This is a genomic window from Leucobacter chromiireducens subsp. solipictus (assembly GCF_016758195.1).
Lineage (GTDB): Bacteria > Actinomycetota > Actinomycetes > Actinomycetales > Microbacteriaceae > Leucobacter > Leucobacter solipictus.
Genome location: NZ_QYAC01000002.1, coordinates 297441 through 312938 on the forward strand (window position 1 = coordinate 297441; position 15498 = coordinate 312938).

Sequence of the window (15498 nt, forward strand, 5' to 3'; positions counted from 1 at the left end):
GGGTCAGTCCTTGTCTTTCCCGCACGAGAGGGTCAGCGTCACGGTGCCGCTGACGCGGGCCTCAGACCCGCTTTCGGGACTGACCGAGACCACCTTGTGCTTCTTCGGGTCGGCCTTGCCGCCGGCCTCACAGGTGAAGTCAACGTTCGAGAAGCCTGCGCCCTCAAGCGTGGACTTTGCCGCGTTTCCGGTCGCCCCGACCAGCCCGTCCGGGATGGGGGAGGCCTCTCCGTTGCTGCGGTACAGGGTCACGCCAGATCCCTGGGGGATCGACGAGCCGGCAGCCGGATCGGAGGACGCGATGAGGTCCTTTGCGACCGAGGAATCGATCTCGCCACCGTCGCTCACGTTGAAGCCCTGCTGCGCGAGCAGCGAGGATGCCTCGTCGAAGGTCTTCCCCTTCACCTCGGGAACGGCAACCATCGTGGCCTGGGTGGAGCTCGTGTTGGGCTCGGGGAAGGCGTCTCCGCCGTACTTCGCATCGGCCGTGTTCATGATGGCGGGCCAGATCCAGGTGTCGGCCTTGTCGAGGCCGCCGAAGCCCTGGGTGGAGACGCGGCCCCACGTCCCGTCCCACTTCTGCACGGGGCCGGCGTTGCCGACCCAGGTCGCGGTGGCGACGCGGGTGCTCGCCCCCACGGTCCAGTTGTCCACGACGAAGTCGGTGGTGCCGGTCTTCGCGAGGTGCGGGGTGCCGTAGGCGGAGCGTGCGTGGCCCGCGAGACCGTTGTTGACGGTGTACTCGAGGGCGTACGCGACACCCGCTGCGACCTCCGGGGCGAGGGCCTCGGAACAGGTGCTCTTGGTGAAGGGCACCTCCTTGCCGTTCGTGTCCTCGATGCGGTCGATCGGGACCGGGGTGCACACGGTGCCGTCGCCCGCGAAGGCGCCGTAGGCGGCGGCCATGGTGATGGGGGCGATCTCGTCGATGCCGCCGTAGACGTTCGAGGGGACCATGGAGAGTTCGCGGGTGCCGTAGGTGGGCAGGTCTTCGTTGGTCTGGTCGGAGGCGCGGTGGATGCCGAGCTTCTTCGCGGTCTCGAACGTGTCGCAGAGATCCATCTTCTGCTGCATCGAGATCAGACCACCGTTGACGGACTTCGCGATTGCGGTGAGGACCGTCTGGTTGCCTCGCGTGCCCTCGTTATCGTTCGTGAACGGGAATGACCCGAAACCGTACACCCCATCGGTCATGCACTTGGCAGGCAGGGAGTTCTCTTGCACGGTGCGGCTGTTGACGTTGACCACATCGCGGACCGAGTGGCCGGTGCGGATCCACTCGGCGAGGGTGACCGCCTTGAACGTCGAGCCGACTTGGAAGCCGCTCGAACCGCCGTATTCGTAGTCCGTGTTGTAGTTGATCGCGGAGTACGTCGGATCGGACTCGAGTACCTCCGGCACGTTACTGAACGGCCGGTTCTGCACCATCGTGAGCACGCGACCCGTGCCGACCTCGATGCTGCTGGAGGCGGACCCGGCATCGATGCCGTCCATGATGGCGGGCACGTTCGCGCGGGTCGCCTCGTTGCCGGCGGCCTGCATGTCGAGATCGATGGTGGTGTGGATCTGGTAGCCGCCGCGGCTGAAGTTGAACTCACGCTCCTGCGGGGTCTCGCCGAAGTTGGGGTCCTGCTTGATGTAGCGCTGCACGTAGTCGCAGAAGTGGCCCACGCCGAAGTTCTGCTCGGCGACCACACAGCCAGCCACGCGCGGCTTGATCGCCGGCTCCACCGGGGTGGCCTTTGCCTCATCGTGCTGGGCCTGCGTGATCTTGCCGTGTCCCAGCATGCTGTCGAGGATCTTGTTGCGGCGCTCTTCGTTGGCCGGAATGTTCTCGGGCACATCGATCTGGTACACCGACGGGTTGTTCACGATCGCCACGAGGCTCGCAGCCTGGGCCAACGAGAGGTCCTTTGCCGAGGTGCTGTAGTAGTACTGCGCGGCGGATTCGATGCCGTAGATGGTGCGGCCGAACAGCGCGATGTTGAGGTAGCCGAGCAGGATCTCGTCCTTCGGGTACTTCTTCTCGATGCTGATCGCGAGCTTCATCTCCTTGAGCTTGCGGTCCATGTCCTGGCGCATGGCGTCCTTGTACGCCTTCTTGCGCTCGTCCTCGTCGGGGATGGCGTACGCCTCCTGGACGAGCACGTTGCGGACGTACTGCATCGTGATCGTCGAGGCACCGGAGAGGTCCTTGCCGGCCGCGTTCTGGAGCACCGCGCGCGCGGTCGCGAGCATGTCGACGCCGCCGTGGGTGTAGAACCGCGGATCCTCCTCCGCGACGGCGGCGTCCTTGACGAACTGAGAGATGTCATCCCACGCGACGGTTTCGCGGTCCTGGTCGTAGAACTCGGCGAGCTTGTAGTCGACCCCATCCGATCCGGTGGCCCACAACGTCGAGGGCTCGGCCAGCTGGCCGGGGTCGAGATGGTTCGGGAGGCTGTCGAAAATCTCGATCGCGGAGTTCGCGGCGGTGCCGCTGAGTGCCACGACCGGGGTCACAGCTGCGGTGACAAGCACGCCGGCGATCGCACTCATTGCGACGGCGCCGAGGATGCCTCCGAGGGCTCCACCCGCGCTGCGAGGCTTCAGCGAGCGCACACGCGAGAACTGGGGGGTCTGTCGGGTCATAACATCCAAGCGTATGCGATGTAGCTGAAAATCCCTGCCGGATCCGCCCCCGTTCAGGCTCTGTTTAGCGTTTCCCGCAGTCGAGATTCAGCGTCACGGTGCCGCTCAATCGGGCCTCAGCGCCGCTCTCCGGAACCGAGGACACCACTCTGTGTTTCTTCGGATCGGCCTTCCCGCCGGCCTCGCAGGCGAAGTCGACCGACGGGAACCCCGCGCCGTTGAGCGTGGACTTTGCCGCGTTTCCGGTCGAGCCGACCAGGCCGGCGGGGATCGGTGCCGCGTCCCCGTTGCTGCGGAATATCGTGATCGCTGAGCCCTGCGGCACGGAGGCGCCCGCCCCCGGGTCGGAGGTCGCGATCTGGCCGCGGGGCACCGACGAGTCGACCTCGCCGCCCTCCATTACGTCGAAACCGATCTGGGTGAGCATGCTGATGGCTTCCTCGTAGGACTTGCCCCGCACCTCGGGCACCGTCACCATCTTCTGCTGCACGGAGGACGCGACGGGTTCAGCGAATGCTTCGCCGCCGTATTTCGCATCCGCGGTATTCATGATTGCGGGCCAAATCTGCTGGTCCGCGTACATGAGGCCGCCAAAGCCCTGCGTGGAGACCCGGTCCCACGTCCCGTCCCAGAGCTGCACGGGCCCGGCGTTGCCGACCCAGGTCGCCGTCGAGACGGTGCTACTCGCGCCCACGGTCCAGTTGTCGCGGACGAAGTCGGTGGTGCCGGTCTTCGCGAGGTGCGGGGTGCCATAGGCGGAGCGTGCGTGGCCCGCAAGACCGTTGTTGACGGTGTACTCAAGGGCGTATGCCACGCCCGCCGCGACCTCCGGGGTCAGCGCTTGCGTGCACGTGCTGCCGAGGAACGGCACGTCCTCGCCATCCGGGCCCACAATCTGGTCGATCGGGACCGGGGTGCACACGGTGCCGTCGCCCGCGAAGGCGCCGTAGGCGGCGGCCATGGTGATGGGGGCGATCTCGTCGATGCCGCCGTAGACGTTCGAGGGGACCATGGAGAGTTCGCGGGTGCCGTAGGTGGGCAGGTCTTCGTTGGTCTGGTCGGAAGCGCGGTGGATGCCGAGCTTCTTCGCGGTCTCGAAGGTGTCGCAGAGATCCATCTTCTGCTGCATGGATACGAGGCCGCCGTTCACCGATTTCGCGATTGCGGTGAGGACCGTCTGGTTGCCTCGCGTGCCCTCGTTATCGTTCGTGAAGGGGAATGACCCGAAACCGTAGACGCCGTCCGGCATGCAGGACGCTCGGATCGAGTTCTCCTGCACGGTACGGCTGTTCACGTTCACCATGTCGCGCACGGAGAAGCCGTCCTGAATCCAGTTCGCGAGCGTCACCGCCTTGAACGTCGAGCCGACCTGGAACCCACCGGATCCGCCGTACTCGAAGTCGGTGTTGTAGTTGATCGCGGAGAACGCCGGATCCGTTTCGAGGACCGCGGGGTCGTTGCTGAAGGCGCGGTTCTGGACCATGGTGAGCACGCGGCCCGTTCCCACCTGCACACTGCTTGACGCGGATCCGACATCGATGCCGTCCATGAGCGGCGGAACCGTATTGCGCGTCGCCTCGATGCCGGCGGCCTGCATGTCGAGATCGATCGTGGTGTAGATCTGGTAGCCGCCGCGGCTGAAGTTGAACTCACGCTCCGCGGGGGTCTCACCGAAGTTGGGGTCCTGCTTGATGTAGCGCTGCACGTAGTCGCAGAAGTGCCCCACGCCGAAGTTTTGCTCGGCGACCACACAGCCGGCGACCCGCGGGGTAATCACCGTCTCGATCGGGGTCGCGACCGCTTCGTCGTGCTGGGCCTGGGTGATCTTGCCGTGTTTCAGCATGCTGCCGAGGATCTTGTCGCGGCGCTCCTGGTTTGCCGGGATGTTCTCGGGCACGTCGAGTTGATAGATCGAGGGGTTGTTCACGATGGCGACGAGGCTCGCGGCCTGCGCGAGCGAGAGATCTTTGGCCGAGGCGTTGTAGTAGTACTGCGCGGCGGACTCGATGCCGTAGATGGTGCGGCCGAACAGCGCGATGTTGAGGTAGCCGAGCAGGATCTCGTCCTTCGGGTACTTCTTCTCGATGCTGATCGCGAGCTTCATCTCTTTCAGCTTGCGGTCGACGTCCTGGCGCATGGCGTCCTTGTACGCCTTCTTGCGCTCGTCCTCGTCCGGGATGGCGTAGGCCTCCTGAATCAGCACGTTACGGACGTACTGCATGGTGATCGTCGAAGCGCCGGAGAGGTCTTTCCCGGCCGCGTTCTGGAGCACCGCGCGCGCGGTCGCGAGCATGTCGACGCCACCGTGGGTGTAGAACCGCGGATCTTCCTCCGCGACGGCGGCATCCTTCACGAACTGGGAAATGTCATCCCAGCCGACCATCTCGCGATCCTGATCGTAGAACTCGGCGAGCTTGTACACGGTGGTGTCCGCGCCGGTGGCCCAGAGCGTGGAGGGTTCTGCGAGTCGGCCCGGCTCCAGATGGTTGGGGAGGCTCTCGAAAATCTCGATCGCGGAGTTCGCGGCGGTGCCGCTGAGCGCCACGACCGGGGTCACGGCTGCGGTGACCAGCACGCCGGCGATCGCACTCATCGCGACGGCACCGAGGAGCCCGCCGAGCGCACCACCCGCACTGCGGGGTTTCACCGTGCGCACGCGCTCGTACGCCGAAGACGTCCTAGTCATACAATCGACCGTAAGCGAATTTACTGATAATCCGCGTATTGCGCGGAAAAATCTGTCGCATACCTGACCGAACCGGACCAATCCGGCTGAATCCCGAGGGAGATCCGTACGTGAGTGAAACGTCCGACATGGCACAGTGGGAGTACTTTGTGACGCCGCTGCTGCTGCACAGTGAAGCGCAGATCCTGAACAATTGGGGTGCGCAGGGCTGGGAGCTCGTGCAGATCATCGAGGGACCCGCTGGCGGAAACGTCGCATACATGAAGCGAAAGAAGGCCTAACACCTATGTCGTCTGTGATTGAGGATCGCCTGAGCGAGCTCGGACTCACCGTTCCCGAGGTCCCCGCGGCGGTTGCCGCCTACGTCCCCGCCCTCCGCGACGGGAACTACGTCTACACGGCCGGGCAGCTCCCGTTCGTCGAGGGCGCGCTGCCCGAGACCGGCAAGGTCGGCGTGGGCGAAGGCCTCGTCAGCCCGGAGCGCGCGGAAGAACTCGCGCAGCTGTGCGCGCTGAACGCGCTCGCCGCGGTCCGTGGCGTCGTGGGCTCGCTCGACCGCATCGCCCAGGTCGTCAAGGTGACTGCGTTTGTCGCCTCGGATCCCTCGTTCACGGGGCAGCCCGCCGTGGCCAACGGAGCCTCCATGTTCCTGGGGCGCGTCTTCGGCGACCTCGGCATCCACGTGCGTTCGGCCGTGGGCGTTGCCGTGCTGCCGCTCGACGCTCCCGTGGAGATCGAGTTCGTCTTCAAGATCGAGGATTAGCGGGACTTCGTGCCGAGCGCTCCGGCGCTCTGCACCGTACCCGTCAGCGGGGGCGGATCCGAGTGGATCCGCCCCCGCTGACGTGTCTGGGGTGCTCCCCAGAGGTTCGTGCCGCGCCAAGTCGAACCTAGGTTCGTGTCCGTGCCGTGCCGTGTCCGCGCCGCGCACTGCGACCCCCGAGGGGACGAACTTGGGGCCTATGTGCGCGATATAGCTCCAAAGCATGTTGTCTCGACGGTTCGGAGAGGCCAGCGCAGGGCGCGAGGCCCAGGCGCGAGGTCCGAAGACGCGAGGCCCAGCGCACAGAGGACACGAGGCCCAAGAGGGGAGGATCGGAACGCGCGTTACTCCTCGTCGGAGACGACCACCGACTCCGCGGTCACGCTGCCGACCAGCGCCTGCACGTCGATCGCGTCGGCGGGTGGGCGGCGGCGGCCCTCGGCGTAGGCGAGCCGGGCGGCGGCGAGGTCGGCGAGGCGGAGCGCCTGGATCACGATCACGCGGCGCAGCCCCGGGGACACTTCGCCGCGCTCGTGCGCCACGGCGGCGAGCCGGGACAGCGTTTCCGCGCGGCGCGCGATCCGCACATCCGGGTGCTCGCGGTCCTCGCGCATCCCCTCGGGAACGAGCGGGAAGCGGTACGCGCGGGGGAGCGGGACGGGGGTGGACAGCGGCGGGATCTTCTCGTTCAGGATCGCGTGGTGTTTGGAATTCGCGATCGCGTCGAGGTAGACGGAGTACTCGATCGCGTCGAGCTTCGACTTCTTCTCGGGATCGTTGCGCAGGTACTCGACGGGGTAGAGCTCAAACTCGGCGACCTCGAACGGGTCGAGGATTCGGTAGGCGAGCGTGTCTGAGCGCTGGCCGGTGAGGTGCCGCCCGACGCGGGTGCCGAAGTTCTCCCAGGTCTGGCCGACGTAGATCGGCTCGCCGTCGTAGTCGTAGAACGCGTACACGCCGATGCATTGGCCCACCTTCTTGCCGCTCGCCGCGTCGACCTCTTTGAGTGCGGCGGCGAGCAACTCGCGAAACCCCTGCACGAAGCGGGTCGGCATGGACCGCTTGCTCGGGATTTCGCCGTCGGCCTCGCTGTAGCTCGCGACGCCGCGACTAGCCATGCGACACCGCCTGCGTGGCCCGCGCGGGGGCCGCGGGGGCGAGCTGTCCGGTCACGAGCGGAAGCAGGTAGTGCTCGGCCAGCCAGGAGACCGCGGGCACCGCGACGGCGTCCCCGAATCCGAAGAGCGCCTGGTTGTTCCGGGCCGCACTGAGGTTAAAGTCCCCGGCACCCATCAGACGGGCGTACTCCCGCGGCGTCATCCAGCGCACCTGCAGACGTTTGTTGCCGAGGCGAACGACGGCCTGCTTCGAGGATCCACCGCGGGCGGTGCGAAGGCAGCCGGAAATGTCGTCGGGGCGAACCTCCCACACGGCAACGCCGTTGCGGGTCCGCCGGTAGGCGGTGCGGTACTTGACCCCGGACTCGCGGCGCAACTGCGTGACGCGGTCGCGTTGCAGCGGGGAGAGGGACGCGACGAAGGCCTCCGTGCGCGCCTCGTCCCACCACCGTTCGTCGTCGAGCGGCATCGCTTCCATGAGGGTGCCGAGACCCTGCAGTTGCGGGGCCGGGGGTGCCGGGAGCGCGGCTCGGTGTGTGCGCAGGCTGTCGTCGCTGAACACCCACTGCAGCCAGTCGGGCCGGAGCTCGGAGTTCGGATCCGCCACGTCCTCGGGGGGATGTTGCGCCGCGACCAGGAAGATTCGGGGGCGAGACTGCGGCAGGAAGCGCCGCGCATCGAGGGCGAGCACGTCCACGGAGTACCCGAGATCGTTGAACGCCCGGATCGCGGCGGACAGATCATCGCCGCCGTGCGAGGTGGCGAGTCCCGTGACGTTCTCGAGCACAGCCACCTCGGGGCGGTCGTCGCCGAGTTCGTCGAGCAACCGGATGAAATGCCAGAACGTGCCCGATTGCGCGCCGTCGAGCCCGGCTCGAGTGCCCGCGAGGGACAGGTCCGTGCACGGCGAAGACGCCCACGCGAGCGCGGCGTCCGTGGGGAGCGTCGCGGCTTCGACCTGTCCGATGTCGCCGAGCGCGAAGGCGTGGTCCGCGGTTTCGGCGAATTGTGCGTCGTAGAGCGCCTTTTTATCGGGCTCGAAGTCGTTTGCCCAGGCCACGTGGAACCCCTGCGCTTCGAGCCCCATTCGTGCCAGCCCGATGCCCGCGAAAAACTCCAGGACTTTGGGTCGCGCGGCGCGAATGGGGGTGACGTTCTTCATAGAGATAAGGGTACCGACACCCACTGACAAACCGGGCGGGGCGGCCGAGATACTGGGGGCCGAGCGCATCGGCGTGCACCCGGCCCCAGCTGCCCCATACATCAGGGGGCTATTTTTTCAGCTCGGCCCGGTGCAGGAACGCGGCCGTGGCTTCGCGGCTCGTGGCACCCTTCGGCTCAAAACGGACGCTCCCATTCGCCTGCCGCGTACCCGTGGTGATGTTGTTCGACGCCATCCACCGGATTTCCCGAGCAAACTTGTGGCTGCCGGGCACGTCGGCGAATCGAGTCGATGCCGTTCCCACCGGGATCTGGGAAGCGTATTGCCGGTACATGAACGCGGCCATGGCTTCACGGGTGATCGAGTCCTTCGGGGCGAATCGGCGCTGCCCATTGGGGAGTTTCGTTCCCGTGGTCACCCCGGTGTCGTAGGCCCACATGATCTGCGTGTAGAACTGGTCGCCGGGGCGGACATCGATGAATGGCGAGGCGCCCTTCGGGCGGTAGTTCTTCACCCCGTTTGCGCGGTACAGAAACGCGATCATGGCCTCCCGTGTGACGCTCTGCTTCGGCAGGAACTTCACGGTGCCGTTCGGCTGCTTCACGCCGGTCGTGATCTTGCGATCGGCGAGCCAGGAGATGTCTGTGTAGAACTTGTGGCTCTTCGGGACATCGGCGAACGCGTTGCCCGAGTGTGCGAGTTTCTGGAAATCAAACTCAAAGTAAGCCTTGCCCGGCAACTGCAACTCCTCACCCCAGAACGCCTTCACCGTGAGGGTTTTCGCTCGCTGCGCGTTGGTGGTGCCGCCCTTGGAACCGTCGTACCAGAGCTTCAGCTTGGTGGCGGGGTCGACGATGCCCAGTTTGTACGTGCCGGGGGGCAGCGCCGCTCCCGCGTAGTCCGCGGCCGTGTAGAGGTAGCCGTTCGCTGGCTCCCGATACTGTGATACTCCGTTCCGAACGAGCTCAGGTGTCACTTCTTTTCCCGTCGCCATGTTGATGGCGCGGAACTGATGCACGTCTTCGAAGTCGCGTGTTTTTGTCGCGACGAGGAGGTTCTTCAGCACGACGCTTCCGCGGTTCTGAACCGTGTGTGTCAGTCCGGTACGGTTGCCCGCACGCAGGTCGACCTGTGTATCGCGCTGCGTCCGAGGATCCCACAAGAGTTCCCAGTACCAGTTGTTCGTTGTGGGGGATGGGGGGACTGACACCCAGACGGTGTAGATGCAGTCACCGAGCCCCGTGATGCTCCACTCGTGTGTCGTGGTGTTGAAGCTGCCGCGGTGCATGTCCATCCCGCCGCAGTCCTTCTCCTGGGGGTGCGGCCAGGTGTTATTCACCCAGCGCGCCTGCACGGTAATCGTGCTCTTGAGCGACGCGGGGAAGTCTGATGGGAAGGTGAGGGTCCCGCCCACCGTGCGGTTCGCGGGCAGTGTGGCCGGCTGGGCGCCAGGCACCGCGTTGCTCACCGGGCCGCCTGCGCCCGGAGCCGGCGCGAGGGATTCGTCTGCGCGCCCATCGTCGGGCGGTAGCGGGTCGTTCACCGACGGCGCGGCCGGGGATCCCTCTGCGGAGTCGGGTGCCGGCGTGGTGGGAACGGCGGGGGCGGCCGGATCGGCCTCATCCCCGGCAGTACTCGGAAGATCCTGGGCGGGCCCCGGCTCATCACCGGTGGGCGAGGCCGCGGGATCCTCGGCCGGAGGAACGAGCAGCTCCGGAGTCACGCCGGGTCCCTCGGGTGAGGGTCCGGGCACCGTGGCCGCCGCGGGCACCGCGGAGCCGAGGAGGAGCGCGATCGTGCTCCCGATCATGAGCGCGGAAACGCGCTTCGAATTCGTCATCAGAGGCCTTTCTCCATGAGGCAGTGCGGCGGGTTACACACGTCTGCTGAATGAGAAAAAGCCTAGGACGAGGCGGATCGAATTCTGGGTGGTTCTCGCGTTTCCGGACAAGTCCGAACAGTCGTTCGCCGGGATCCGGCACCCCTCAGGTGCGGATCCCGGCGAAAGGTAGGGGTGTTTCTTGGCTACTTGCCGCCCGTGATCTTCGACTGGATCGTGGACATCACCATTGTGTCCGCGAGCGTGGTCGTATCGCCGATTTCCCGGCCCTCGGCCAGATCCTTCAGGATCCGCCGCACGATCTTGCCGGATCGGGTCTTCGGGAGCTCGTTCACGATGAACACCTGGCGCGGGCGGGCGATCGCGCCGATCTGCCCGGCGACGTGCTTCTTGAGTTCGACCTCCGCGTCCTCGACCGAGAGGATGGTCTGCTGCGATTTGAGGATCACGAACGCGACGACGGCCTGGCCGGTGGTCTCGTCGTCTGCGCCGACCACCGCGGACTCGGCGACGGCGTGGTGTTCGACGAGCGCGGACTCGATCTCCGCGGTCGACAGCCGGTGCCCCGACACGTTCATGACGTCGTCGACGCGGCCGAGCAACCAGACATCGCCGTCCTCGTCGAGGCGCGCCCCGTCACCGGCGAAGTACTGATCGCCGAACTTGGACCAGTACGTGTCCACGAAACGATCCGGATCGCCCCAGATCCCGCGGACCATCGACGGCCACGGACGCTGGATCACGAGCAGGCCGCCCTGGCCGCGCTCGACCGGGTTCCCCTCCTCGTCGACCACGGCCGCGGAGATGCCGGGCAGGGGGACCTGAGCGCTGCCGGGCTTGAGCTGCGTGATGCCGGGCAGTGGAGAGATCATGAGCGCGCCGGTCTCGGTCTGCCACCAGGTGTCGACGATCGGGGCGACGCCCGCGCCGATGACCTCGCGGTACCAGCGCCACGCCTCGGGGTTGATGGGCTCGCCCACCGAACCCAGGAGACGGACACTTGACAGGTCGTACTGCTCGGGAATCTGCCGGCCCATTTTCATGCACGCGCGAATCGCGGTGGGCGCGGTGTAGAAGATCGTCACGCCGTACTTCTGGATGATGCTCCACCAGCGGCCCCAGTCCGGGGTCTCCGGGGTGCCCTCGTACATGACCTGGGTCGCGCCGTTGGCGAGCGGGCCGTAGACCACGTAGCTGTGGCCGGTGATCCACCCGATGTCCGCGGTGCACCAGTAGACATCGGTGTCAGCCTTCAGATCGAACACATTGCGGTGCGTGGTGCTGACCTGGGTGAGGTAGCCGCCGGAGGTGTGCAAGATGCCCTTCGGGGTACCCGTGGTGCCGGAGGTGTAGAGAATGAACAGCGGGTTCTCCGCCGGGAAACCCTGGGCCGTGTGCTCGCCGTCGAAGGCGGTGATCTCCTCGTGCCACCACAGGTCGCGGCCGGCCTCCATCTCGATCTCGTTCTCGGTGCGCTGCACCACGAGCACCTTTTCGACGGAGCTTCCGCCGCCGTGCAGCGCGAGCGCGTCGTCGACGGTCGGCTTCAACGCCGAGACCCGGCCCTTCCGGTACCCGCCGTCCGCGGTGATGACGACCTTCGCCGCGGCGTCATCGATCCGGCTCCGCAGGCTGTCCGCGCTGAATCCGCCGAAGATGACCGAGTGCGCGGCGCCCAGGCGTGCGACGGCGAGCATCGCGATCGCGGTTTCCGGGATCATCGGCATGTAGATCGCGACGCGATCGCCCTGCGTCACGCCGAGACTGGTGAGCAGGTTCGCGGCGCGCTTGACCTCGTGGGTGAGTTCCGCGTAGGTGATGGTGCGGGTATCGCCGGGCTCGCCCTCGAAGTGGATTGCAACGCGGTCGCCGAGCCCCGCGGCGACGTGCCGGTCGAGGCAGTTCGCGGACACGTTCAGCTCACCGTCGGCGAACCATTTCGCGAACGGCGGGTTGGTCCAGTCGAGGATCTCGGTGAACGGCTTCGTCCAGCTGAGGTGCTGTGCCTCCTCGGCCCAGTACTGTTCGGGATCCTCGGCCGCGCGCCAGTAGACCGACGGGTCGGTGAGGTTCGCTTGTTCGCGGAACTGCGCGCTCGGCGGGTAGCTTTCCGTGCCTCCGGCGTGCTGCAGGGGATGGCTTTCAATGGTGCCGTGCTGGTCAGTCATGGACGCCCTTATCCGTGTTCTTGGGTGGGACGCTGCCGAGTGACGGGTGCTCGGAGCGCCAAGTGCACCACCAGGGTATACCGCGACCGGGGCGGATTCCCACCGAGATGACGCCCGGTGCACATCCTGCGGCGGAGGAGACTGCTCCGAGGGTTATCCACAGTTCGGCACCCAGCGCCCCGGGCAGCGCAGGGACACGCTGGGATGGCCGCATGACGCACTCATCGAAACCTCGAGCCCGCCTGAGACCACGAACGGCACGATCGAGTCGGGCGTCCCCGGGCGCGCTGCATGCCGGACCGGACTCGTTCCCCGATGCGCCCCCGGGGCCGGCGTCGCTGCAGCGGGTACTGCATTTTTCCGACGAGCCACACGCCGTAACCGAGGTGCGGTCGGTGACGGCCGGGCGCGAATCCGGAGCGTCGGGTCCGCGTGGCATCGCCCCAGGCAGCGGTGCCGTGCCGGGCAGCGGTGCTGTGCCGGGCAGCGGTGCCGTGCCAGGCAGCGGTGCGGTGCCGCAACGCACGCACGTGCCGGATCACGTCTGGGGTGCGCACGGGGTCCCTCCGCCTCCGGTGCCGAGCCGCGCGGTGCCTCCGGCCCCGGTGGGTTCGCGAACCGCACAGCTTCCGCTGGCGGCGCGGCGGGCGCTCGGCGGCCTGTTGCCCGTCCTGGACGATCCCGAGCTCCGCGACCTGCTCGTCCAGGTGCGAGACGGAACCGGCACGCTCTGGCTTGACCGCGGTGGACAGACTCAGTGGGTCCCGGGATGGCAGGCCACACCCCACGCGGTGCACCAGCTCGCCACGTCCCTGGTCGCGGCGGGCGGGCGTCACCTCGACGAACTCGTTCCCGCCGCGGACGTCCGCCTGGGGGACGGGATCCGGGTGCACGCCGTCCTCCCGCCCGTCGCCGTGGCGGGCACCTCGGTGTCGATCCGGGTGCCCCGGCTCGAACCGTTGGGGTTCCCCGAACTTGTCGCGAGCGGGCTGTGCCGGGAAGACACCGCCGCGCGGCTTCGAGCGGTGGTCCGCGCGCGGAAGAACCTGCTCATTACCGGGGGCACGGGAACCGGCAAGACGACGCTGCTCGCCGCGCTCATGGACCTCGCGGCCCCGCACGAGCGGATCGTCACCATCGAGGATCTGGCCGAGCCGCGGCTGCAACACCCTCACGTGGTCGCACTCGAAGGGCGGCAGGCCAGCTCCGAAGGCGTCGGCGAGGTGGGGGTGGGCGAACTCCTGCGTGAGGCGCTGCGCATGCGACCCGATCGCGTGGTGCTCGGCGAGTGCCGAGGCCCGGAGATCGCAACGCTCTTCACCGCGTTCAATACTGGGCACGATGGGGGCGCGGGGACGCTCCACGCGAGCAGCCTCGCCGAGGTGCCGGCCAGGCTCGAAGCCCTGGGAGCGCTCGCAGGCATGGGGCCCGCCGCGCTCGGACGGCAGGCCGCGGCCGGGCTCGACCTGGTCGTTCACCTGAGTCGCGTGGCCGGGCTGCCGCGAATCACCGGGGTCGGGCGGCTTCGACATGACGGGAGACACGGGCTCGCGATCGAGGTCGGGCAGTGCTGAATCGGCGCGCGCCCGATCGGCAGTCAGCGCGCGATCGGGGGTCCGTGCGCGATCGGGGGTCCGTGCGTGATCGGTGGCCAGCTCGCGATCGGGGGTCCGGCAACCGCCTGGCCGGGGCCGTCACATCGGAGACAGCCGCGGCCGGGGAACTCGCCGTGCGAGCGGCGGCGTTGCTTCGGGGCGGGGTCACCGCGGAGCGTGCGATCACCGTGCTCGCCGAAGAGAGCCCCACCCGCGGGGCAACGCACCTCCGAGCGCCGGGGACCGATGATCGCGCACCGCCCGCGCACACGCGGCCCAGGCAGGGGCGTCGCGAGAAATCGCGTGCCCGGGCTGCGGCGGAAACCGCCGCACTTCCCCGTGTGGCCGCTCGGGTCTCGGCGGGGCTGCAGATCCCCGAGGCGCTCGCCGCAGAAGACCATCCACCGTGGCGGGTGCTCGCGGTCGCCTGGCGGCTTGCCGCGCAGAGTGGTGCGCCGCTCGCACCCGCGCTCGATCGCATCGGCGGCGCGTTACACGCGCTGGAACGCCTGAGTGAGCGGCGTGCCGTGCTCTTGTCAGGCCCACGGGCCACCGTTCGCCTCGTCGCCGCCCTCCCCGTGGGCACCTTCGGGCTCGGGGCGTTGCTCGGGTTCGACCCGTTCGCGATGCTGTTCACGGGCCCCGGTGCCGTGCTCGGTCTGGCCGGGGTGCTCTTGCTTTGGACTGGGGTTGCGTGGGCGGGCGCACTGCGACGGCGTGTGGAACGTGCGGACCGCGTCGACGGGATCGAGTACGAGCTGCTCTGGATCGCAACCGGCGGTGGGGTGGCACCCGCCGGGGCGCGCGTGCGCGTGGTCGACGCCGTGGATAGCTTCGGAGCGAGCTGGGTGCCACTGCAACGGTTCCGAGACGACGCTCCGCTCTCGCGCACGGTCGTCACCGCCACCGCGACCGGGGTTGCCCTGCGGCCCCTGCTACTCGAGGAAGCCGACGGCGCTCGCGCGCGGTCGCACACCGCGCAGGAACAGGCCGCAGAACGGCTCGCGGTGGTGGTGCTGGTGCCGCTCGGGCTCTGTGTGCTGCCCGCCTTTATTGCGCTCGGGGTGGCTCCCGTCGTGCTCGCCATGGTCGGCGGCGTGTGAACGGGCGCGACGGAGTTGTCCACAGGCTGGGATTCGCGGGGAACTGAGGCCGGTTCTCCACAGAGTCCACGCGGTGCCCCTCCGGGGGTCGCGCTCGCCGCACGATTGATCCCACCGGCACCCGCCGGTGGCTCCCGACGAGAAAGGAACCCTCATGCACTCACACCTCACACTGGTCCCCGAGCGCCCCAATCGCGCTCCAGCGCCCCCGAGCCCGCTGCGGCGCTGGGGTCGCTCCGCGAGGCGTTCCCTCCGGGCCTCGGCCGCCAGACTCGGCACCGAAGAACGCGGCGCCGTCACCGCCGAGTACGCCATCGTGATCCTGGCCGCTGTCGCGTTTGCCGGGCTGCTCGTGGCGATCATGCAGTCTGCCGAGATCCGAGCAATGCTCGTGCAACTCGTCGAGAACGCGCTCGGGGCCGGATCGTGATC

11 protein-coding genes are annotated in these 15498 nt (G+C 67.7%); 5 read left to right on the forward strand and 6 right to left on the reverse strand.

Going from position 1 to position 15498, the window contains the following annotated elements; translation table 11 throughout:
- Positions 1 to 3: 3 nt before the first annotated feature.
- Positions 4 to 2631: a transglycosylase domain-containing protein gene (locus D3230_RS04815; protein ID WP_237466941.1), complete on the reverse strand. Its 2628-nt coding sequence runs from the start codon at positions 2629 to 2631 to the stop codon at positions 4 to 6.
- Between the two features lie 64 nt (positions 2632 to 2695).
- On the reverse strand, positions 2696 to 5317 hold the full coding sequence (locus D3230_RS04820) for a transglycosylase domain-containing protein (RefSeq protein ID WP_237466942.1): 2622 nt from the start codon (positions 5315 to 5317) through the stop codon (positions 2696 to 2698).
- Positions 5318 to 5445: 128 nt separating this feature from the next.
- Here D3230_RS04820 and D3230_RS04825 point away from each other — a divergent pair, with 128 nt between their 5' ends.
- Complete coding sequence (locus tag D3230_RS04825) at positions 5446 to 5598, forward strand: Sp36 family protein (RefSeq protein WP_140393289.1); 153 nt, start codon at positions 5446 to 5448, stop codon at positions 5596 to 5598.
- A gap of 5 nt (positions 5599 to 5603) precedes the next feature.
- Complete coding sequence (locus tag D3230_RS04830) at positions 5604 to 6080, forward strand: RidA family protein (RefSeq protein ID WP_202343881.1); 477 nt, start codon at positions 5604 to 5606, stop codon at positions 6078 to 6080.
- A gap of 344 nt (positions 6081 to 6424) precedes the next feature.
- Here the strand turns inward: D3230_RS04830 and D3230_RS04835 are convergent, their stop codons facing one another.
- The 4 genes from D3230_RS04835 to acs form a co-directional block, all read right to left on the reverse strand.
- Complete coding sequence (locus D3230_RS04835; RefSeq protein WP_237466943.1) at positions 6425 to 7198, reverse strand: GIY-YIG nuclease family protein; 774 nt, start codon at positions 7196 to 7198, stop codon at positions 6425 to 6427.
- The gene (locus D3230_RS04840; RefSeq protein WP_202343882.1) at positions 7191 to 8360 is read right to left on the reverse strand and encodes a DNA cytosine methyltransferase; all 1170 of its coding nucleotides are present in this window, start codon (positions 8358 to 8360) and stop codon (positions 7191 to 7193) included. Before D3230_RS04840 ends, D3230_RS04835 begins: the two co-directional genes overlap by 8 nt.
- Before the next feature lie 109 nt (positions 8361 to 8469).
- On the reverse strand, positions 8470 to 10200 hold the full coding sequence (locus D3230_RS04845) for an S-layer homology domain-containing protein (RefSeq protein WP_202343883.1): 1731 nt from the start codon (positions 10198 to 10200) through the stop codon (positions 8470 to 8472).
- 185 nt (positions 10201 to 10385) lie between these two features.
- Positions 10386 to 12368, reverse strand: coding sequence for an acetate--CoA ligase (acs, locus tag D3230_RS04850; protein ID WP_202343884.1), 1983 nt, complete (start codon positions 12366 to 12368; stop codon positions 10386 to 10388).
- Between the two features lie 605 nt (positions 12369 to 12973).
- On the opposite strand from acs, the gene D3230_RS04855 reads away from it, so the two are divergent.
- The 3 genes from D3230_RS04855 to D3230_RS04865 all read left to right on the forward strand — a co-directional run bounded on the left by D3230_RS04855 (position 12974) and on the right by D3230_RS04865 (position 15496).
- Positions 12974 to 13942, forward strand: a complete 969-nt coding sequence (locus tag D3230_RS04855) for a TadA family conjugal transfer-associated ATPase (protein ID WP_337249094.1) — start codon at positions 12974 to 12976, stop codon at positions 13940 to 13942.
- Positions 13943 to 14004: 62 nt separating this feature from the next.
- Positions 14005 to 15066 carry a type II secretion system F family protein gene (locus D3230_RS04860; RefSeq protein ID WP_337249095.1) on the forward strand — a complete coding sequence of 354 codons (1062 nt, stop codon included), beginning with the start codon at positions 14005 to 14007 and terminating at the stop codon, positions 15064 to 15066.
- A 154-nt stretch (positions 15067 to 15220) separates the two neighbouring features.
- Positions 15221 to 15496, forward strand: a complete 276-nt coding sequence (locus tag D3230_RS04865; RefSeq protein WP_202343886.1) for a DUF4244 domain-containing protein — start codon at positions 15221 to 15223, stop codon at positions 15494 to 15496.
- The last annotated feature ends 2 nt before the right edge of the window (positions 15497 to 15498 follow it).

What these genes read in the sequence shown, in the direction of transcription:
- D3230_RS04815 (WP_237466941.1), bottom strand. Translation starts at nt 2,631, where the DNA reads ATGACCCGACAGACCCCCCAGTTCTCGCGTGTGCGCTCGCTGAAGCCT.
- D3230_RS04820 (WP_237466942.1), bottom strand. Translation starts at nt 5,317, where the DNA reads ATGACTAGGACGTCTTCGGCGTACGAGCGCGTGCGCACGGTGAAACCC.
- D3230_RS04825 (WP_140393289.1), top strand. Translation starts at nt 5,446, where the DNA reads ATGGCACAGTGGGAGTACTTTGTGACGCCGCTGCTGCTGCACAGTGAA.
- D3230_RS04830 (WP_202343881.1), top strand. Translation starts at nt 5,604, where the DNA reads ATGTCGTCTGTGATTGAGGATCGCCTGAGCGAGCTCGGACTCACCGTT.
- D3230_RS04835 (WP_237466943.1), bottom strand. Translation starts at nt 7,198, where the DNA reads ATGGCTAGTCGCGGCGTCGCGAGCTACAGCGAGGCCGACGGCGAAATC.
- D3230_RS04840 (WP_202343882.1), bottom strand. Translation starts at nt 8,360, where the DNA reads ATGAAGAACGTCACCCCCATTCGCGCCGCGCGACCCAAAGTCCTGGAG.
- D3230_RS04845 (WP_202343883.1), bottom strand. Translation starts at nt 10,200, where the DNA reads ATGACGAATTCGAAGCGCGTTTCCGCGCTCATGATCGGGAGCACGATC.
- acs (WP_202343884.1), bottom strand. Translation starts at nt 12,368, where the DNA reads ATGACTGACCAGCACGGCACCATTGAAAGCCATCCCCTGCAGCACGCC.
- D3230_RS04865 (WP_202343886.1), top strand. Translation starts at nt 15,221, where the DNA reads ATGCACTCACACCTCACACTGGTCCCCGAGCGCCCCAATCGCGCTCCA.